Here is a 19,901-nt window from a genome sequence, read left to right on the forward strand (position 1 = left end):
TTTTGCTCACCAGTCCTATTTGACAGAGAGCCAATATATTTATTGAACAAAAACTAAGAAGCTCTGAAGGATATCAGTAATTAGATTTCCTTCAGAGCTTCTATCTATTTTTAATCAAGTGTTATTTAAATTAGTTGTGTTTTAAGATTATGATTAATGGCGTAAATCAATAACCATACGGCCGTTGATTTTACCTTCTTCCATTTCTTTGAAGATATCTTGAACATCTTCCATTGGACGTAATTGTGTTTTTGGCACGACTAGACCTTCAGCACCAAATTGGAAAGCTTCTTTTAAGTCTTCACGTGTACCTACTAGTGAACCTACAACACGAATACCGTCTAATACTAAACGTGGAATTGATAAGTCCATTGATTCTGTTGGTAAGCCGACTGCGACTACAGTACCGCCAGCACGTACAGATTCAACAGCTGCGTTGAAGGCTTGTTTAGCAACCGCTGTAACAACTGCCGCATGTGCACCGCCTACATGTTCTTGAATGTATTTTGCGACATCCACTTCTTTAGGGTTTAAAGTAACATCTGCATCGTATTGTTTCGCAAATTCAAGTTGACTGTCATTGATGTCTACTGCGATAACTTTAGCGTTAAATACTTTTTTCGCATATTGTAAAGCTAAGTTTCCAAGTCCACCTAAACCGAATAAGACAAGCCATTCACCAGCACGTACGCCTGATTCTTTAATCGCTTTGTATGTTGTGACACCCGCACATGTGATACTGCTGGCAGCTTCTGATGATAAACCATCTGGAACTTTAACAGAATAGTCTGCAGTAACGATACATTCTTGTGCCATACCGCCATCTACAGAATAACCAGCGTTCTTAACTTCACGACATAATGTTTCACGACCTGTAGTACAATATTCACAGTGGCCGCATCCTTCAAAGAACCATGCCACACTTGCACGATCTCCTACTTTTAAGCTTGTAACACCTTCAGCGACTTCTTTTACAATACCGATACCTTCATGACCTAAAATAGTGCCAGTTACATCGCCAAAATCAGCATGGGCAACATGTAAGTCTGTATGACAGACACCACAACATTCCATGTCTAATAATGCTTCACCGTATTTCAAAGGGCGTAATGTTCTCTCAGTAACTTGGGGTTGATGATCTTTACCTACTACAATTGCTTTCATTTAGAAAACCTCCTTACTTAATCAATACTATTATATTAATATTGAGAGCAATAAGGTTATCGTAAATAAGGCTAATTTAGTAACTTTTATATAAGTATTTAAGCGTTAAAGATAGTGCTCTGAGACATATCTACTAAGCATGTTAGCCATAATATTTGAAGATCTCAGTAATATTAAATGTAAGGCATCATCTAAGCTGATAATATCTCCTTCTCTAATGTCGTTGAGGTTATCTTCAGCCATGTCTTCAGCCTTAACAGTTAAATTTTTATTTAAATCCAGTGGATAATCTAAAGCGGTCAACAACGTCAATAGCTTAGTTAGGCTTGCGGGGTTATTGCGCGCATTACCGTTTTTAGAAATAAGAATTTCTGGTTTGAAACGTGTGAATAAATAAGGATTACATGATGGGTATTTTAAAACTGTATAAGCTGTTGTATCTACACCATCTAGAGAACCTTTATTTAAAAGATAATCAATAAGTAACTAAGCTTGATGGAATCGATTACCTCTCGCTTTAAGCAAGGTTACGATATAGACAGTCTCACCATCATAGATTAAAAGACATAGGTTTTTTATAAAGCCCACAGTTCCAGTTTTGCCGCCTAAAATATCGTAATATTGATTCAGTTTTTCATTATCTACTCTTGTTGTGAGATCCATACGTCTTGCATTAGGACCCTTAACCCAGAATGAATAATGCTTCTTCTTCCAAATTCTCACAATATCCACATTCGCACTCGCATGTAGTGTTAACAATGACAGATCATAACTCGTTGATAGTTGATACTTTTCCGTTAAACCCGTAGGATTTTTAAACATAGAACGAGACATACCAATACTAGCTGCTTTTTCATTCATCTTCTCAACAAACATTTGAATTGTCTTTGGCTTTTCCACACTGATGCTCCTTTGTTGTAATTATCAATATATTACTATTGTATATCAATCAAAGGAGAATTAGTTGTGTATATAAAAGTTGTAGAAAATTTGTTACAAGTGATACTTAGTCAAAATAAGGACAGTCGTAAGTTAAATGATATTATGATTTTAAGGTCTTATCTTTGTAGATTGCATAACGTCTTACTAATTCAATTGTCATCATCCATACAATATGACCGAATAGTTCAGATAAATGTTCATCAAATGGTTGGTCCCAAGGTGCTGGAACAGTTTGAATAATAGGCATAATCAATAAATGGAAAGCTACCCATATAAAGATGCCGAATAGAGCACCATAACCTGCATAAACAATTGGATGTTTTTTAGCTAAATAAATATAAATTATTGCAATCACAATAGAGAAACTATAGTGAACGATAAAGCTGACCCACGGTAACATTTGTTCTGAAAATTGATAGGTTTGGTGTGTAAAATCTTGCGAAAATCCAAATTGCTGCAATAACTGTTGGGGTGGGTTAGTAGCATTTCTTTCTGGAGTACGAGGTGGAAACATGACTTCCCAACCTAATTTGACAATTCCTGATAATAATCCTGCAATGACCGCAGTGTAGATAAATTGAAATGTAGAACTTGTTTTTTCTTGATGCATAAAATTCTCCTCCTTAACAATAATCTTATATTAGCATGGTAAGGTTGTGTATAATATAACAAATTCAAGAAAGTTGAAAATCAATTAGCAGGATAAGAAATTGTGCTTAATATAAAAGATAGGAATTTTTATTAAAGTGCTTTAAACTAAATATAATAAATAGGAGGTGGTTTCTATGATTGAAAGACAGATTAAATTAATACAACTTTTTATTAATAATGCAGAACAGTATCTTACGTCTGACGACATAGCCACTTTCTTGAATGTATCGAATCGTACCACGAGAAATGATATTAAAGCAGTGAATACAAACTTTATGAAAGATTTAATAGTAAGTGTAAAATCAAGAGGTTATCAAATCAGCACTAAGCAATATACTATTAAAGAAGTTGAAAAACGACTCGAAGAATATACTGATAAAGACCATAAAATACTAGTAACTTTAGGTTATCAACTATTGATGAATGATACTCAATTAACATTACATCAATTAGAAAAAACGTATCATCTGACTAAGAAAGAAATACTTGATTATATTGGACGTATTCATGCCTGGTGTGAAAAGTTTGATGTAGCTATCAATGTTAAGCCCCGCAAAGGTATAGAAGTAGTAGGAAGTCAGACTAACCTAAACAATGCCACACTTCATTTAAATCAGCTTTCTACGCGTAATCATCGTGTAGAGTCACTTATATTAGACGAGTTGCCTAGAGCGCATGTAGATACAATCACACAAATTATAAAACGTAATCTCAATGACTTTGACATTAAAACTTCAGATATTCAAGTTGAACAGTTATTGATTCATTTGATTTTAATTATGAAGAGAAGCTTTACAGAGAATATCAACGGGGGGTTAAATGAAGAAGCATTATTAATTTCAAATAAGATTATTGAAGAAATAAACCTTAAGTTAGGCTACACTTTAAATTTACAAGTGACTAAACTGTTCTCATTTTTTATTAGCTATCACTTTAATAAGTTTGACTTAGGCGTGCAACAACTATTTATAGAAAGCTATATTAACCGAATGATTGAACGTATGGAAGAAAGAGTAGGCGTACACTTTACGCAAGACCAAGTGCTAAAAGAGAACCTCTATTCCCATTTTGGACGGACATATTTAAGAATTATGAAAGAAGTTTACCTTAACAATCCACTGACTAAAGAAATTAAAGCACTATATCCGTTCATTTTTAACGTACTTTATGATATTGGGCAACAAATGACAGAAGAAGCGGGTGTAGAATTAACTGAGGATGAGATTGCCTTTCTGACAATACATTTTCAATCTTCAATTGATCGTAATGAACAACATCATTTAAATGTGGTGATTGCCTGTTATTATGGAATTGGTATCTCTCAATTACTTGCTACAAAAGTTTCGAAGTTAAGTAATCATATTAAAGTTAAAGATACGATTAGATTGGAAGATATCGATCATTATGATTTCACAGGAATTGATATGCTAATCACAACTCATGATATTATTATTGATCAACTTACAGAAGATGTAGAGTTACTTCAGGTGTCACCGCTTTTAAGCGATGATGATAAGCATCAATTAGAAACATTTATGGCCAAAAAGTTAAAACCAGCTATGAAGTCAGATGAGTTTTCAGGTGTGAACTTTATAGTTGAAACAGAAAGTGAAAAAGCATTTAATACTGCTTCTATATTTGAAAAAGCGCAAGACATACTGAGTAATAATCATGCTGTATTAGAAGGGTATATCGAAAGTGCTTTAGAACGTGAGAGAATGTCTTCAACCTATATAGGAAATCAAGTTGCTATACCGCATGGCAACCCTGAGAAAGTATTAAAGTCTCATGTCATTGTTTTTAAAAGCACTAAAGGTTTCTATTGGAAAGAGCACCAAGTTAAATTAGCTTTCTTCTTAGCAACGACTAAACAAGATATTCAACTTACAAAACGTATAATTCAAACTATCGCACAACTGGATGAAAAAGCTATAGATGAGCTTATATATCTTGAAGCACAACCATTTAAAACTAAACTAATGAAAATGATTAAAGGATAATTGCCACTAGTAACGGTAATTATCTTTTTTTATGTCTTGGTGTTAGCGCTTACACTTTAACTAAGGAGCGTGATTCACATGAAAATATTAGCGATTACGTCTTGTCCGAATGGTATCGCTCACACATATATGGCTCAAGAAAAATTAGAGCAAGCAGCTAAAGAGATGGGTGTAGATATCAAAGTTGAGACACAAGGCGGCGTAGGTGCAGAAAATGTATTAACAGCAAAAGAAATTAAAGAAGCAGACGGTATTATTATTGCGGCAGATAGACAAGTAGACTTATCACGTTTTAACGGTAAACGTTTAATTAACGAAAATGTCAGAGAAGGTATACATCATCCAAAAGAATTAATACAACGTATTATTGATAAAGATGCACGTATTTATCATCATGAAGGTGCTTCAGAAGATGACAGTTATGAAGAAGAAGAGAAGAAGAGCGGCGTACAAATGATTTACCAACACTTGATGAATGGTGTGTCCTTTATGGTGCCTTTCATCGTCGTTGGTGGATTATTGATTGCCATTGCCTTAACGCTTGGCGGTGAACCTTCAGCTAAAGGTTTAGTCATTCCAGATGATTCATTTTGGAAATCTATAGAGAAAATCGGAGCATTGTCATTTAGCTTTATGGTACCAATACTAGCAGGTTATATCGCTTATAGTATTGCTGATAAGCCAGGGCTCGTACCAGGTATGATTGGCGGTGCTATTGCAGCAGACGGAAGTTTCTATGGCAGTGAAGCTGGTGCAGGATTCCTAGGCGGTATCGTTGCTGGTTTTATTGCTGGTTATGTTGCGAAATGGATTAAAAACGTTAAAGTGCCTAAAGCTATGGCACCAATTATGCCGATTATCATTATTCCAATTTTAGCTTCATTAGTAGTTGGATTAATATTTGTCTTTGTTATTGGTGCGCCAATTTCAGGCGTATTTACAGCATTAACTGGTTGGTTAAAAGGTATGCAAGGCGCGAACATTGTTGTTCTCGCACTCATTATTGGTGCCATGATTGCATTTGATATGGGTGGTCCAGTCAACAAAGTAGCATTCTTATTCGGTTCAGCATTAATTGCTGAAGGTAACTATGCAGTAATGGGTATGGTAGCGGTTGCGGTATGTACGCCTCCAATAGGTTTAGGGTTAGCGACATTTATTCAAAAACGTAAATTTAATAACTCAGAACAAGAGATGGGTAAAGCGTCATTCACAATGGGGCTATTCGGTATTACTGAAGGCGCGATTCCATTCGCTGCACAAGATCCGCTTCGTATCATTCCAGCAAATATGATTGGTGCTATGGTGGCAGCAGCTATCGCAGCTTTAGGTGGCGTAGGAGACAGAGTAGCTCACGGCGGTCCTATTGTTGCAGTACTTGGTGGCATTGAGCACGTATTGTGGTTCTTCGTTGCAGTTATTATCGGTAGCTTAATCACAACAGCAACAGTTTTATTATTCAAAAAAAATGCACCGGCTGCAGTACTTGAAGGAGAAGGTGTAACAACGGAACTTTCTGATGAACAAGATACGCAAACAAACATAGCTCAAACAAAAACAGAGCCGGTACATGCAGACACAAATACACAAGAAACAAAAGAAGATACTGTTTTCCATAAAAGCCTAATTGAATTAACAAACAGTGAAATGAAACGTGATGATGTGATTGATCGACTCATCACAGAACTAAAAAATCAAAACTATGTTGAAGACTTTGATCAAGTTAAATCCTCTGTATTAAAACGTGAATCTGAATCTACGACAGCCATCGGTATGAACGTAGCTATTCCACATGCGAAATCAGATGCAGTCAAACAACCTGTAGTTGCAGTATTACAAAATAAAAACGGTATTGAGTGGGAAAGCTTAGATGGCTCATTACCTAAGATTGTTTTCTTAATCGTCGTACCTAACAACAGTAATGATACACATCTGAAATTATTACAACGCTTATCTAAGACTCTTATGGACGATGAAACACGCGAAAAATTAATTAATGCAGAAGATAAAGAGACAATTTACGACATACTAAAAGCAATATAAAGGATGATAACGTATGGTATTATTTCTAAAACCAGTATTTCAAGAACGTATTTGGGGAGGCACAGCCTTAAAACAATTTAATTACAACATCCCAAATGATTTAACAGGAGAATGTTGGGCAATTTCAGCCCTGCCACATGGCTCAAATGTGATTGAGAATGGTCAGCATCAAGGTAAAACGTTAGAACAAGTGTGGAATGAAGATAGAGCATTGTTTGGAAATGACCAAAAAGACGAGTTTCCACTTTTAACAAAAATTTTAGATGCGAATGATAAATTATCTGTTCAAGTTCATCCAGATGATGCATACGCGAAAGCACATGAAGGCGGCTATGGTAAGACTGAGTGCTGGTATATTTTAGACGCTAAAGAAGATGCAGAAATTATATATGGTGTTAATGTAGATAATCAAGAAGATTTAGAGCGTATGATAGATAATAAAGAATTCGAAGGTTTATTCCATAAAGAAAAAGTAAAACCTGGTGATTTCTATTATGTACCAGCAGGTACTGTTCATGCGATTGGCGCAGGGATATTAATTTTAGAAACACAACAATCATCGGATACAACGTATCGTATTTATGACTATGACCGTAAAGATAAGCATGGTAATACACGTGAATTACATCTTGAACAAAGTAAGGCAGTCATCGATGTAAACCAAACAAATCCAAATACAAAACCAATTCACGAAACACGCGATGGGCAAGCATTTACACAATTTGTATCAAATGAATTCTTCACTGTAGAGAAATGGGATATTCAGGGTGAATTGATTTTCAAAAAGCCGTATGAGTATTGTTTGATCTCTGTGATTGAAGGAAGCGGAGAAGTAATTGTAGATGGCCAATCAAACACTATAGACAAAGGTACACATTTTGTCATAACTTCAGAAGATTTAGATATCACATTCAAAGGTGATATGAGTATTATAGTAAGTCATTCATAAATATTTGTATGAACTAATGAAGAGTTGAGACAGTTTTGGCTGTTTTAGCTCTTTTTTTACTTTGCGAGAAAAAATATTACATTTAAAAATTATAAAGTAATTTATAGATAAAGGTGGTATAATATCCAAGAATAAAGAACCTTGCATGAAATAGAGAGAAGCATGTGAAGCCGCCTCGAGCCTTAAATGGAGTTATCGGGGAGGTGATAGTATGGATATTACGCTAATAGAAATTCATTTGAATTTTGAAAATGTATGTTCCGTCGTTTTAGTAACTTTTTTGCTAAAAGGAGCTATCAATAAGATGGAAAAAATAACTTCTGTACTAACGGACAATTAAGTACAGAAGTTAACTAACCATTTAGGTTCGTTAGAGTTTCACAAGATCCATTGTGAGCCTTTATTAAAGGCTAAGTAAGTTCCAGCTTGTTTAGCTCTTTATATTGCATTTATATAATATAACAGTATCATAATACAAGTCAATAAAAATATAAAATAATTTTTACATATTAATATGGGTGTCGGTTTGAACATATGGTTAAAATAGCTTCGAAGTGGTAAAACTCAATGCGTTAAGTTTCTTTATTGAATCTTAAGTTGATAAAATTGGGATGTAACATTTTTGGAATACTGAATAATTTTTTGTTTGTGAAGGTAAGAGAGATGGAGGAATGGAAATGAGCAAAAAATTTATTAACGCATCAATCTATAAACATGATGATGCCTCTGAAATCTTAGTAGAGAACGGCAAGTTTGTGGCGTTCGGTAATGATTTAGGTGACGCTGATGAAGTCATCGATTTACAAGGGCGTTTAGTGCTACCACCTTATGTAGATTCACACTTGCATTTAGATTACTACTTTACAGGACAAGATCCTAAAATCAAAAACGAATCAGGTACGCTATTTGAAGCGATTGATTTATGGAATGATTATAAAAAAGGTACGACAAAAGAAGAAATGAAAGAACGTATGCGTAAAGCAGTCAATGATGTCGCAAGTTACGGAACACAATATATCCGTGCACAAACAGACTGTACAGACCCTAACTTAACAGGGATTAAAGCGGCAATTGAAGTCAGAGACGAATTGAAAGACAATATCACAATTCAAGTAGTCGCATTCCCACAAAACGGTATGTATTCATTCGAAGAAGACGGTAAAACAGGCCGCGACTTAGTAGAAGAAGCATTGAAACTAGGTGCTGACTGTGTCGGAGGTATTCCACATAACGAATGGAGTCCTGAAGACGGTGCAGAATCAGTGAAAGAAATCGTACGTCTTGCGATTAAATATGACAAATTGATTGATGTACACTGTGATGAAACAGATGATGCAGAAGCACGTTATCTTGAACAATTGAACGCAGAAGCAATGAAACAAGGATATGGTCCTTATACGACAGCTTCTCACACTTGTTCATTCGGTTCAGCAGATGATGCGTATGCATTCCGTATGATGGGCTTATTCCGTCAATCTGGCTTGAACTTTGTTTCATGCCCAACAGAGAACTTATTCTTGCAAGGACGTCAAGATACGTATCCTAAGCGACGTGGTTTAACACGCGTAAAAGAATTTGTAGATAACGATATTAACGTCGCATTTGGTCAAGACTCTATCGTAGACCTATGGTATCCAGCAGGTTCAGGTAACTTGATGAATATCTTAGATAATGGTCTGCATGCGACACAATTAATGCGTGAACAAGACTTCCCACGCAACTTTGATTTAATCACTTACAACGGTGCACAATTAATGCGCATTGAAGATGAATACGGTTTAGATGAAGGCAAACCTGCTAACTTTATCGTAGTAGATGCGCCAACAGTATTTGAAGCACAAAGACGTCGCTCAGACTGCCTAGCGTCTGTACGTCATGGTGAATACTTGTTCAAGAAAGCATTACCTAAATATGAAACAGAACTAGATGTTACACGTAAAACAAAATAAAAATAGATTCGAAAAAATGAGCGGAACCTGTGAGATTCCGCTCATTTTTACATATAGAATGATTATCTACGTCGTTTCACAATAATATAGATGATTGCAGTCAGTAATATGACACCGCCAATCATGACAAGCGCACCTAAAACCAAAGTACCCCAGTGCGTTACTGGCTCAACTTCAACAGAAGGTGCATGATAACCTTTAAGGAATTTTCTAGGATAGTCTACTTTTAATTGTTCATCTTCAATAATTTTCAAGTCATATTTAGCTTTGTCTTTAGGCACCAGATCATATAAATCTTTTTTTACTTCATACGTCTTACCATCAATTTCATGTTCACCTTTAGAGATAACTTTACGGTATTCATAGTTTTTGAAAGCTTCTTCCGTTAAAGCATTCGCAAGCTTTTGGCGTGCATGTTTCGCAGCTTCATTAGGATAAGGTTGTACATTCATAACGACTGTGTTGATACGTAGTTCTTTTTGTTTGGCTGTTAATACTAAATTGTAGCCATTTTCACTCGTCCCTGTTTTTAGACCGTCAGCATTTACAATTTTTAATGCATCTGGACCATGCGGTAACGATAAGTTTGTATTTTTTAGTGTTTTACCATACTGTTTGTCGGTTTCTAACTTTGAGTAATTGAGTACCTCAGGATACTTTTTCAAGATTGCTTGAGAAAGTATTGCCATGTCTTGTGCTGTACTTTGAGAAGTTGTTTCACTTTTATAAGCCTTTGAGATAAATTGATGAATCAATTGGTTATTCGCACCACTTGGATTAGTAAAATGTGTATGATGCATCCCTAATTGTTTCGCTTTGTGGTTCATGCGGTCTGTGAATTTAGAAATATCACCATCCACATGGTGTGCAAGTACTAATGTCGCAGCGTTACTAGACTCTAACATGGCTTGTTTCAACAATTGGTCTACAGTATAGGTTTGTTTATTTTTTAAAGGAAATGTCGTCAAATTCGGGAGTTGAGACATTTGTTCATAAGTTGGTGTGATTTTAACTTTATCTGACAGGTGAGCGTCACCTTGTTTGATGTCTTCTAATATTAAGTATATGGTCATCAACTTTGCGGTAGAAGCAGGGTCGATGTTACGTGTGCCGTGATAATCATACAAAATTTGTCCCTGTTCGGTAGTCACATAGGCACTTTTAGGATCAAACTGTTTTTGAATCGTTTGATGGTTTTCTTTCGCAACGTCTATTGGCGTCCGTTCAGCGTGAGCGGTAGGTGCAATCAGTATATTCATTAAGAACATAACTGACACAATGATGCTTATAACTCTTTTCACAATGTATGGCCATCCTTTTATAAGATAATATACTCTTACGTTACTATAAGAGAATACTGTATTCAACAAGATTTAAATAAGATTTATTAATAAAGCGTAAATTTAATAAAACTACACTTCTAACTCTTTTATAAACAAGTCAAGAAGTGTAGTTAATATGATGATTAGTCTAAAGTATAGAATGGATTATCTGAAACATTCGGACCGCCTTTTAAAATCGCACGGTTTAATTCAATGACTTCACCATTATGGTTTAACGTAAATTCACCTTTAATAATAATTTGGTTATCTTTGCCGATTGAGATTTCTGTGTGTTCGTGATGTTCATTTGGTTTACCGTCTTTACGATGATATTCCAACGCACCGCTTGGACAACGTTCTACGACTTCTGCGATTTGATCAGCTGTCGCATTCGCAGGGTCAATCCAAGGGCGTTTCTTTGTATCAAAAACTTGTGGTAATCCTTTCACACATTCAGCTGCATGGATACAACGCGCAGGTTCAAAAGAGACATCAATTGTTTCACTAGTATAAGTCTTTCTCATTTTATCACTCCTCATATTATGCCAAATACTTAAGTTCAATATAGCACACAAATAAGTTGTTTAAAATTAATATCACTCGTTATACTATCGAGAATTATAATCAGTATTGTAAGGTAAGTTAATATTCTTGCTTTTAAGAGGTGCACAAGGTAATATCAAATTAATAAAAAGAGGGAAGTGATCTCAATGACAGAAGTAAAACACGGACACAATAAATTTTATGTAGGCCAAGACGAAAATAACTATCAAGCACAGATGACATATGTCCCAACAGGTCCAGACTTATTTATTATTGATCATACAGAAGTATCAGAAGCATTACGCGGCCAACGTGTAGGCTATGCAATGGTAGAAGCAGCAGTCAATTATGCGAGAGAAAATAATATGAAAATCGTTCCATTATGTCCATTTGCGAAAAGTGTCTTTGATAAAACACCAGAATATGCGGATGTATTAAAGAGCTAACACATTCTATACACACGACTTATGATAACAAGCAGACTTCTTCTTTAGAGAGGTCTGTTTTTTTGTCTTAATCATTGAATATAAAAAAATGAAAGCGTCGACATTTTGAGTAAACCAGTTTATGATATGGATGAGAATGATAAATGGGTTTACTAATTTATGTAAAGGACTGAACAACAATGAACAACAACTTAGTATTTAATACCTTAGTATTTCAAGCAAAAATTAACAGTGGTTTGAAGCAAGTTGAACTTTTTGATGATATTGTATCTTTAGGTTTCAATAAAATTGAACCTAGAAGAGAGTACTTCGTGGACATCGACAAAGAAATTCCTGAGATGCGCAAAGCAGCGGAGAGTAAAAACATTACGTTATTTTATAGCGTGCCCGACTATATATTTTTAGATGACGGTGAATTAAACCCTAAAATTTTCGAATATTTTGAAGAAGCTAAACGTCTTAATGTGGCTAACGTCAAGATGTCGATTGGAAATTATCGACATTTTAGTCAATTAAAACAACTGAATTTTATTAATGATCAACCATTTAACTTTACGGTTGAAAATGATCAAACACAACAGTCAGGAACGATCAATAAGATTAATCAATTCTTACAAGATGCTAAAAAAGCTAAATTAAATATAGGTTATACATTTGATTTGGGTAATTTCCGATATGTTCAAGAAAGTGAAGTTGATGCGGCTGACACATTAGGATCATATGTTACTTATATTCACTTGAAAAATCTAGCAGAACAAGATGGTAACTTTATTGTTACATCCTTAGATAAAGGTATTATTGATTGGAAATCAGTAGTTGAAAAACTACCAACAGGGCTACCAATAGGTCTTGAATATCCTTCTAGCGATGTTGATGAAGTATTAAGAGATAAGCAGTCAATCGAAGTGTTAGAAAATGAAAGAAAGTAGCGATGAAAAGTTTGCTTATGCAAGTATGAGCTCATCACAATCGCATTCTTTACATGCGAAACATTAGTGATATTTCAAAAGACAAATAAAAGCTGAGACAAAGTATGCTTTAATACATGTCTCAGCTTTTCATTTATTTATTATAGCTTTTCAATATGTCCTTGAATGACGCTCGCATGTCCTGTGTGTGCAGTGCCTTCTTTACGTTCAATATCTCTTTTTTCTAGACTATGGATTTTAACAGGAAGGTCTTCAAGATAACCTTTGATTTCATCTACTTCATAAAGCATGGCTTTGTTTGGTGGGCCACCTGTTTTATTTTCGAGTTGTTCTGTTGAATAAAGTTCAAAGTAACTATGACCTTCTGATTTTAAAGGTTTGATTAAGTTGTTGAACATCCCGCGTTTACCTTCTGGAGGAACATGTCCGAAGATATTCACGCTATAATCATAGGCATTTTCTGCAGTTAAATCAGACGCAGTGATGTCACCATAGTTCGCATCGACTGTAACACCTGCTTCTTCCGCAAGTTTCAATTCTTTCTCAATGCCGACTTTAGATAAATCATACGTTGTGACATCATAGCCTAATGTCGCAAGATAAACTGCGTTACGTCCTTCACCTTCAGCTAACATCAATACTTTCTTTGGTGTATCTACTTTTTCTGAAAAGACGCTTTTAACATATTGATTCGCTTCTTTACCATAAATATATGTGTCGGAATCAAATTTTTCATCCCAATGATTCATGGTGATGCCTCCTCTCTTTAACCTCAGTACTAGTCTAAAAAGTTTGAAGGAGTTAAGCAATTAAAACGAATTTAATAAATTATGAAAGGATTAGAGTTACAATGACTTACGAACTCTACAAACGAAATCAGAGATGATATGATGAAAGAGATAAAAAGGTGGCACATTTGCGTAAGCGAGTCTGTCAACGTAAGGGGATTAAGCACTCATGAAGAAAGTTTCAATTAAAGATGTCGCAAAAGAAGCAGGTGTATCCTTAACCACGGTTTCGCACATTTTAAATCATAAACAAGAACGCTTTTCGCAAGCGACAATTGATAAAGTGTTAACAGCTAAAGATAAATTAGGTTATATTCCAAATAAAAATGCTCAACAATTAAGAGGGCATACGATTAAATTAATCGGGGTTTTAGTCCCCAGTTTAACGAACCCTTTCTTCTCAGCGATTATGCAGAGTATGGAACAACATAAGCCGGACTATGTGGATTTATTCTTCTTAAGTACTTCAGGTGACCATCTAGAACATAACATCAAGCATTTAGTTGAAAGAGGCATGGACGGTTTAGTCATTGCGCGATTAATCGATCAACCTGAAAGTATGAACAATTATTTAGAGAGACACAATGTTCCTTATGTCGTGTTAGACCAAAGTGAAGATAATGGGTATACCGATATCATCCGAACAGATGAACAGACAGGCGGTGCTTTAGCGGCAGCACATCTTATTGCTTTAAATCATCAACATATTGCCATTGTACAACCGTATGAAATGATGTCGAATATGCAGGCACGTGTGAAAGGTTTTGAAGATTATTGCGAATCCCATGATGTTCAAAAACCGTTGAAGATAGAAACAGAACTATCACCTTCAGGCGGTAAACAAATCGTTGATCAAATCATCGACAGTCAAGTGACTGCGGTTTTTGCGATTAACGATGAAATGGCCATCGGGCTGATACGCGGCTTAAATGAACGTGGAAAAACTGTGCCTGAAGAGATTTCAGTCGTAGGGTATGATAACATCAGTTTTTCACAATATATGACACCGGCATTAACGACAGTAGCCCAACCCATTGCGTTAATTGGGGAAACAGCATTGAGATTAATCGTGAAGAAAATTACGGAGACTGATCAAGGGGTTGAACGTATTGAATTGCCGAATGAACTCGTGGTCAGAGAAACAACACAACAATTAAATCAATAATCATTCATCAAAGACGGGGCGCTTATCTCTTGATAAGTGTACTCGTTTTTTATTGTGTCGAAAATCTTAAATCTATATGAAAACGTATACAAAATAAATGAAAAGTGCTAGTATGTGAGTAAAGTAAAACGTTTTACTAAATCCACTTAGAAAAAAATAGAGGTGTTATTCATGAATCTAGTCGCTTTACTTATTGGTTTAGGTCCATTGCTTGGTTGGGGTTTATTCCCGACGATTGCGTCAAAGTTCGGAGGCAAACCAGTCCATCAAATTATCGGAACGACGGTAGGGACATTAATCTTTGCGTTAGTCTTTGCGGGATTGACAGCCCAACACTTCCCGACAGGTATGAACTTAATGTTTGCGTTGCTTTCTGGGGCAGGTTGGTGTTTCGGTCAAATTTTAACGTTCAAAGCCTTTGAACTCATCGGTTCTTCAAGAGCAATGCCAGTCACAACAGCTTTCCAATTGCTTGGTGCTTCATTATGGGGTGTCTTTGCGTTAGGTAACTGGCCAGGATTAAGCAATAAAATTATCGGTTTTGTGGCGTTAATTGTGATTTTAATCGGTGCACGTATGACAGTATGGAGTGAACATCCTGAGGAACAAAACAGCGGTAACTTAAAGAAAGCAGTGGTTATCTTGCTGATTGGTGAAATTGGATATTGGCTATATTCAGCTGCACCACAAGCGACAGATATCGGAGGAAAAGCAGCCTTCTTACCTCAAGCTATGGGTATGGTTCTCGTCGCAGTGATCTATGGTTTAACAATGATGAAGAAAGACAATCCATTTAAGAATAAGATTACATGGCTTCAAATCATTTCAGGTTTCTTCTTCGCATTTGCGGCGTTAACTTACTTAATTTCAGCACAACCAGATATGAACGGTCTTGCGACAGGCTTTATTTTATCTCAAACGTCAGTGGTTCTTGCGACGTTAACAGGTATTTATTTCTTAAATCAACGTAAGACGAAGAAAGAAATGTTGATTACGATGGTTGGTTTAGTGTTAATTTTAGCTGCCGCAACAGTCACAGTCTTTATTAAATAATTTTGGAGGGAATAGAAATGAAGAAAACCCCTGTATTAAATAGTCATGTTTCACAAGCCATTGCGACAATCGGCCACTTTGATTTATTAACCATTAATGATGCGGGTATGCCGATTCCAAATGATGCACGTAGAATTGATTTAGCGGTCACAAAAGAGTTGCCACGCTTTATTGATGTGCTAGAAACAGTCTTAACAGAAATGAAAATTCAAAAAATCTATTTAGCTGAAGAAATTAAAACACATAACCCAGCGCAGCTAAAACAAATTAAAGCACTGTTAGAGGATGATGTAGAGATTGAATTTATTCCACATACAGAAATGAAAGCCTACTTAAGTCATCCATTAAATAAAGGCAATATACGTACAGGTGAAATCACACCATTTTCAAATATTATTTTAGAATCTAATGTGACATTTTAAGCGAGGAGAGATACAGTATGACGAATAAAGTAGTAATTTTAGGTTCAACGAATGTGGATCAGTTCTTAACTGTTGAGCGTTATGCGAAACCTGGTGAAACCTTGCATGTCAAAGAAGGACAAAAGAAATACGGCGGGGGTAAAGGTGCGAACCAAGCGATTGCGACAGCACGTATGAACGCAGATACCACGTTTATTTCAAAAGTCGGTAAAGATGGTTTAGCTGACTTTATGTTTGAAGGTTTCAAAGAAGCAGGAATGAATACCGAGTATATTACAGAATCAGAAACAGCAGATACGGGACAAGCATTTATTACAGTAGATAAAGACGGCAGTAATACCATCTACGTCTATGGCGGTGCGAACATGGATATTACACCTGAAGATGTGGCACAAGCTGAAGCAGTGATTAAAGAAGCGGATTATGTAGTGGCACAATTAGAAGTTCCTATACCGGCGATTATCCGTGCGTTTGAAATTGCGCGTAAGCATGGTATTACAACGATTTTAAATCCAGCGCCAGCGAGCGAATTACCTGAAGAATTATTAGGGCTTATAGATGTGATTATTCCGAATGAGTTTGAAGCGGAAATCTTATCTGGTATTCCAGTGACGGATGAAAAATCAATGGCTCAAAACGCAGACTATTTCTTAAGCTTAGGAATTAAAGTGGTATTAATTACTATCGGTGCACAAGGAACATATTACGCAGTCAAAGGCAACTCTGGCTTAGTCAAAGCATATAAAGTTGATGTTGTGGATACAACAGCAGCCGGAGATACTTTTATCGGCGCATTTGTCAGTGCGTTTGACGTGAAACAAATGAATTTAGAAACTGCGATTGATTTTGCGAATAAAGCAGCATCTTATACAGTTCAAAAAGCAGGGGCGCAAATCTCTATTCCATTCGCAAAAGACATTGAATATTAAACGAACTTCAAAAACCTATCCATATATGCGAGGATAGGTTTTTTTCATTGTCTGAGATTAATCTTATGCATGATGAGGGAGATCCAACTGATTAAAAGCACAGGCAATAACGTTAAATTCAAAGCTTCGATATTCAAGATATGAAACAGCGTATGGATGTCGACTTCTAATTTAATTCTAGATAATGATTGTGTCATCACTTGATAGAGTGTGAGATAGACTAATAACCATTGGATGAAATATTCAACGACAGTTAAGGTCCATACATCATTGAACCAACGTTTGATGAAATAACGAAGTAAGAAAAATTCAATAATTCCACTTGTTAAAATCATTAAAAGTCCCGTTACGAATAAATCATTACCCAAGTCAATGACAGCGCTTATTAATAAGATAATAGATACGCCTAGCAGTAAAGCAATAAAAGCGGTCAAGATTAAGAGTGTACTTAAGAGTGCTGTTTGTAGGAATGCGTTTTTCTTTTTACCGAGATTAGCCAAATAATCAATAGCTAAAAACATGATAAGTACTAAGATGATGTTAAATAGCGTCATAGATGTCACGTCCTTTGATTAATGAAGTTAAAAAATAATATTTGCGGTAGATATCCGATTGTGAGAAAATTAAATAGATAAACTATACTAATTATATAATGGAGAACAACTTATGGAAAATCAATTTACACAACATTATAAGGGAAGTTGGCTTAAGTTTTCACTCTTATCCATCTTGATGATGCTAGGTGGCGGGTTGTTTGCGGGGCCTTTTTATTTAATGGTCAGAAATCATCCCCTTCAAGAAGTCATTCTACTTCCTGTCCCATTTATATTTTCAATATTAATTCTCTTTTGGTATGTACATAACAGAGAACACCTTCCGTTAAGTTCAGTCGGTATTTACCGTACATATGCTTTTAGAAAGCTAGGTATCGGAGGCTTATTCGGCTTTATCGTCTTCTCTGTAGTGATTTTAATTTTAGTGTTATTTGGCAATATCTCAATTGTCGGTAATACGCTGAATCAAACGGTGTTATTAGGTATCGGTTTAGCATTTATTGGATTTTGTATTCAAGCAAGCGCAGAAGAACTTTTGATGCGTGGATATCTCCAAACACGTTTAACACAGCGATATGGTGATCGTTTTGCGATTGTGTGTTCAGCAGTGGTCTTCACCTTACTCCATGGAATGAACCCTAATATTTCCATTGTCGGTGTGACGAATATATTCTTAGTCGGTATTGTCTTGTCTTTAATCTACAGAATCGACGGTACGATTTGGACAGTTGCTGGGTTCCATATTATATGGAACTTCGTACAAGGTTGTATTTATGGGATTAATGTCAGTGGAAATGAACTGAATTTCAGTTTGTTTAAAACGAAATATCATACGGATAACATACTGACTGGCGGTACGATGGGTATCGAAGGCAGTATTATTTTGACAGTGTTGTTTATCGTGCTGATTATTAATTTGGCGAAGCGGCTCAAAGTAAACTTTTAACTTAATACAAATGAAATTAGTCTTTTTCATCCTCTTTCATGTGAGTATCTCATTAATGAAAGAGGATTTTTTTATATTTATTTTTAAAAGAAATCCTTTAGTGACAAGGCTTTAAAGCGTATTGATATGAAGCAAATCAAAAAATTTAAAAAAAGTTGAGCTTAGGGGGTTTACAAATTTTAAAACACCACTTATAATTTAGTTAAGTTAACTAAACTAATTAAATAAAACAAGGAAGAGGTAGGCGGTTATTATGCTTAAAAATAAATCGAAAAAATTTAAAATAGGAATTACACTTTTAATTATTGGAGCAGCGATGTACGGTGTTGCAGCACTTATCGGATTCTTACCGATTGCGTTAAAACTTAAAGGAATTATTATCGGCAGTGTCTTAGTATTTGGAGAAGTTAATATTTTAGTATCAATCGTATTGCTTGGTAAACAAGTCGTTAAAAAATACAAAAGCAAATTAAACCCGAAAAACTGGTTCAAGAAAAAAGAAACTGTAGTCACAGAAGCAACTGAAGTGAACGTTGAGAACGCAACAGAAGCCCCTTATAATGAAACACAAGCAGATCAAACAACAGTTATTGAATTAAAAACAGTGAAAAAAGGAAGTCGTAAACATGACACAATCAAACCTAACGCAAATTGAACATGTCGCTCAGGAAATCACCAAAATTAACGAAGAGATTGCGATAGAATACATGCAGCAAGAACGAGAGTATTCACATTTTAAATTAAACAATCAGCAACATGTGATTATGACCATCTTAGTAGAAAACCAAGATATGAAACCAAGTGAATTAGCACAACGTTTAGATGTCTCTAAAAGTGCCATCAGCCAACAACTTCAAAAGTTGAAACAAAAAGATTATATCTATCTGTATAAAGATGACCATGATAAACGTTCATCCATCATTGGTCTAGGTGAAAAAGGACTAGAATATAAAGAGAGTATTAATGATTATATTCATGATTTTAGTAAAAAATGCGCAGATACTTTCTCATATGAAGAGCTTGTAGAAATCAGAAACGCATTAATAAAGTTACAAAAAATCATTTAATTTATAGATTCTAAAAGGCAACTTCCAATTGGAGGTTGT

At 35.4% G+C, this 19,901-nt stretch carries 21 protein-coding genes; 13 read left to right on the forward strand and 8 right to left on the reverse strand.

The features are described from left to right. Positions 1 to 153: 153 nt before the first annotated feature. The 4 genes from adhP to HMPREF2846_RS02365 form a co-directional block, all read right to left on the reverse strand. A complete protein-coding gene (gene adhP, locus HMPREF2846_RS02355) occupies positions 154 to 1,164 on the reverse strand; it encodes an alcohol dehydrogenase AdhP (protein WP_023014845.1) in 1,011 nt (336 codons plus the stop codon). A 105-nt stretch (positions 1,165 to 1,269) separates the two neighbouring features. Next, the gene (locus HMPREF2846_RS14895) at positions 1,270 to 1,644 is read right to left on the reverse strand and encodes a serine hydrolase (protein WP_141751854.1); all 375 of its coding nucleotides are present in this window, start codon (positions 1,642 to 1,644) and stop codon (positions 1,270 to 1,272) included. Positions 1,645 to 1,650: 6 nt separating this feature from the next. Further along, positions 1,651 to 2,064, reverse strand: a complete 414-nt coding sequence (locus HMPREF2846_RS02360) for a D-alanyl-D-alanine carboxypeptidase family protein (RefSeq protein WP_070625507.1) — start codon at positions 2,062 to 2,064, stop codon at positions 1,651 to 1,653. Positions 2,065 to 2,206: 142 nt separating this feature from the next. Then, complete coding sequence (locus HMPREF2846_RS02365) at positions 2,207 to 2,716, reverse strand: YagU family protein (RefSeq protein WP_070625509.1); 510 nt, start codon at positions 2,714 to 2,716, stop codon at positions 2,207 to 2,209. Positions 2,717 to 2,891: 175 nt separating this feature from the next. On the opposite strand from HMPREF2846_RS02365, the gene HMPREF2846_RS02370 reads away from it, so the two are divergent. From HMPREF2846_RS02370 to HMPREF2846_RS02385, 4 genes are all read left to right on the forward strand, one after another. Then, positions 2,892 to 4,757 (forward strand): BglG family transcription antiterminator, encoded by a 1,866-nt coding sequence (locus tag HMPREF2846_RS02370; RefSeq protein ID WP_070625511.1) that lies wholly within the window; start codon positions 2,892 to 2,894, stop codon positions 4,755 to 4,757. Positions 4,758 to 4,835: 78 nt separating this feature from the next. After that, positions 4,836 to 6,800, forward strand: coding sequence for a PTS fructose transporter subunit IIABC (locus tag HMPREF2846_RS02375; RefSeq protein WP_070625513.1), 1,965 nt, complete (start codon positions 4,836 to 4,838; stop codon positions 6,798 to 6,800). 13 nt (positions 6,801 to 6,813) lie between these two features. Beyond that, positions 6,814 to 7,749: a mannose-6-phosphate isomerase, class I gene (gene manA / locus HMPREF2846_RS02380; protein WP_070625515.1), complete on the forward strand. Its 936-nt coding sequence runs from the start codon at positions 6,814 to 6,816 to the stop codon at positions 7,747 to 7,749. Positions 7,750 to 8,426: 677 nt separating this feature from the next. Continuing rightward, a complete protein-coding gene (locus HMPREF2846_RS02385; RefSeq protein WP_023014842.1) occupies positions 8,427 to 9,698 on the forward strand; it encodes an amidohydrolase family protein in 1,272 nt (423 codons plus the stop codon). 62 nt (positions 9,699 to 9,760) lie between these two features. Here HMPREF2846_RS02385 and pbp4 read toward each other — a convergent pair whose 3' ends face one another. Both pbp4 and HMPREF2846_RS02395 read right to left on the reverse strand, forming a co-directional pair. Then, on the reverse strand, positions 9,761 to 10,999 hold the full coding sequence (pbp4, locus tag HMPREF2846_RS02390; RefSeq protein ID WP_070625517.1) for a penicillin-binding protein PBP4: 1,239 nt from the start codon (positions 10,997 to 10,999) through the stop codon (positions 9,761 to 9,763). A gap of 164 nt (positions 11,000 to 11,163) precedes the next feature. After that, complete coding sequence (locus HMPREF2846_RS02395; protein ID WP_061055023.1) at positions 11,164 to 11,544, reverse strand: (4Fe-4S)-binding protein; 381 nt, start codon at positions 11,542 to 11,544, stop codon at positions 11,164 to 11,166. Between the two features lie 186 nt (positions 11,545 to 11,730). Between HMPREF2846_RS02395 and HMPREF2846_RS02400 the strand changes: the two genes are divergently transcribed. Beyond that, on the forward strand, positions 11,731 to 12,009 hold the full coding sequence (locus tag HMPREF2846_RS02400) for a GNAT family N-acetyltransferase (protein WP_002480239.1): 279 nt from the start codon (positions 11,731 to 11,733) through the stop codon (positions 12,007 to 12,009). 179 nt (positions 12,010 to 12,188) lie between these two features. Beyond that, positions 12,189 to 12,938 (forward strand): sugar phosphate isomerase/epimerase family protein, encoded by a 750-nt coding sequence (locus tag HMPREF2846_RS02405; RefSeq protein WP_023014838.1) that lies wholly within the window; start codon positions 12,189 to 12,191, stop codon positions 12,936 to 12,938. Between the two features lie 140 nt (positions 12,939 to 13,078). Here the strand turns inward: HMPREF2846_RS02405 and HMPREF2846_RS02410 are convergent, their stop codons facing one another. Next, positions 13,079 to 13,687, reverse strand: coding sequence for a methyltransferase domain-containing protein (locus HMPREF2846_RS02410; protein ID WP_023014837.1), 609 nt, complete (start codon positions 13,685 to 13,687; stop codon positions 13,079 to 13,081). A gap of 208 nt (positions 13,688 to 13,895) precedes the next feature. On the opposite strand from HMPREF2846_RS02410, the gene rbsR reads away from it, so the two are divergent. The 4 genes from rbsR (at position 13,896) to rbsK (ending at position 17,295) form a co-directional block, all read left to right on the forward strand. Then, entirely contained in the window at positions 13,896 to 14,891 is a 996-nt protein-coding gene (rbsR, locus tag HMPREF2846_RS02415; RefSeq protein WP_070625519.1) for a ribose utilization transcriptional repressor RbsR, read from the forward strand. A gap of 171 nt (positions 14,892 to 15,062) precedes the next feature. Further along, entirely contained in the window at positions 15,063 to 15,944 is an 882-nt protein-coding gene (gene rbsU, locus HMPREF2846_RS02420) for a ribose/proton symporter RbsU (RefSeq protein WP_002480233.1), read from the forward strand. 17 nt (positions 15,945 to 15,961) lie between these two features. Next, positions 15,962 to 16,366, forward strand: coding sequence for a D-ribose pyranase (rbsD, locus tag HMPREF2846_RS02425; RefSeq protein ID WP_023014834.1), 405 nt, complete (start codon positions 15,962 to 15,964; stop codon positions 16,364 to 16,366). A gap of 17 nt (positions 16,367 to 16,383) precedes the next feature. Further along, the gene (gene rbsK / locus HMPREF2846_RS02430) at positions 16,384 to 17,295 is read left to right on the forward strand and encodes a ribokinase (RefSeq protein ID WP_002480231.1); all 912 of its coding nucleotides are present in this window, start codon (positions 16,384 to 16,386) and stop codon (positions 17,293 to 17,295) included. A gap of 44 nt (positions 17,296 to 17,339) precedes the next feature. Here rbsK and HMPREF2846_RS02435 read toward each other — a convergent pair whose 3' ends face one another. Next, complete coding sequence (locus HMPREF2846_RS02435; protein WP_070625521.1) at positions 17,340 to 17,849, reverse strand: SA1002 family membrane protein; 510 nt, start codon at positions 17,847 to 17,849, stop codon at positions 17,340 to 17,342. Positions 17,850 to 17,961: 112 nt separating this feature from the next. Between HMPREF2846_RS02435 and HMPREF2846_RS02440 the strand changes: the two genes are divergently transcribed. The 3 genes from HMPREF2846_RS02440 (at position 17,962) to HMPREF2846_RS02450 (ending at position 19,862) form a co-directional block, all read left to right on the forward strand. After that, positions 17,962 to 18,795, forward strand: coding sequence for a CPBP family intramembrane glutamic endopeptidase (locus tag HMPREF2846_RS02440; RefSeq protein WP_002480229.1), 834 nt, complete (start codon positions 17,962 to 17,964; stop codon positions 18,793 to 18,795). A 253-nt stretch (positions 18,796 to 19,048) separates the two neighbouring features. Then, on the forward strand, positions 19,049 to 19,450 hold the full coding sequence (locus HMPREF2846_RS02445; protein WP_002480228.1) for a transporter suffix domain-containing protein: 402 nt from the start codon (positions 19,049 to 19,051) through the stop codon (positions 19,448 to 19,450). Continuing rightward, on the forward strand, positions 19,422 to 19,862 hold the full coding sequence (locus tag HMPREF2846_RS02450) for a MarR family winged helix-turn-helix transcriptional regulator (protein ID WP_002480227.1): 441 nt from the start codon (positions 19,422 to 19,424) through the stop codon (positions 19,860 to 19,862). The genes HMPREF2846_RS02445 and HMPREF2846_RS02450 overlap by 29 nt, the downstream gene beginning before the upstream one ends. The last annotated feature ends 39 nt before the right edge of the window (positions 19,863 to 19,901 follow it).

The organism is Staphylococcus sp. HMSC056G08 (assembly GCF_001812305.1).
Lineage (GTDB): Bacteria > Bacillota > Bacilli > Staphylococcales > Staphylococcaceae > Staphylococcus > Staphylococcus simulans.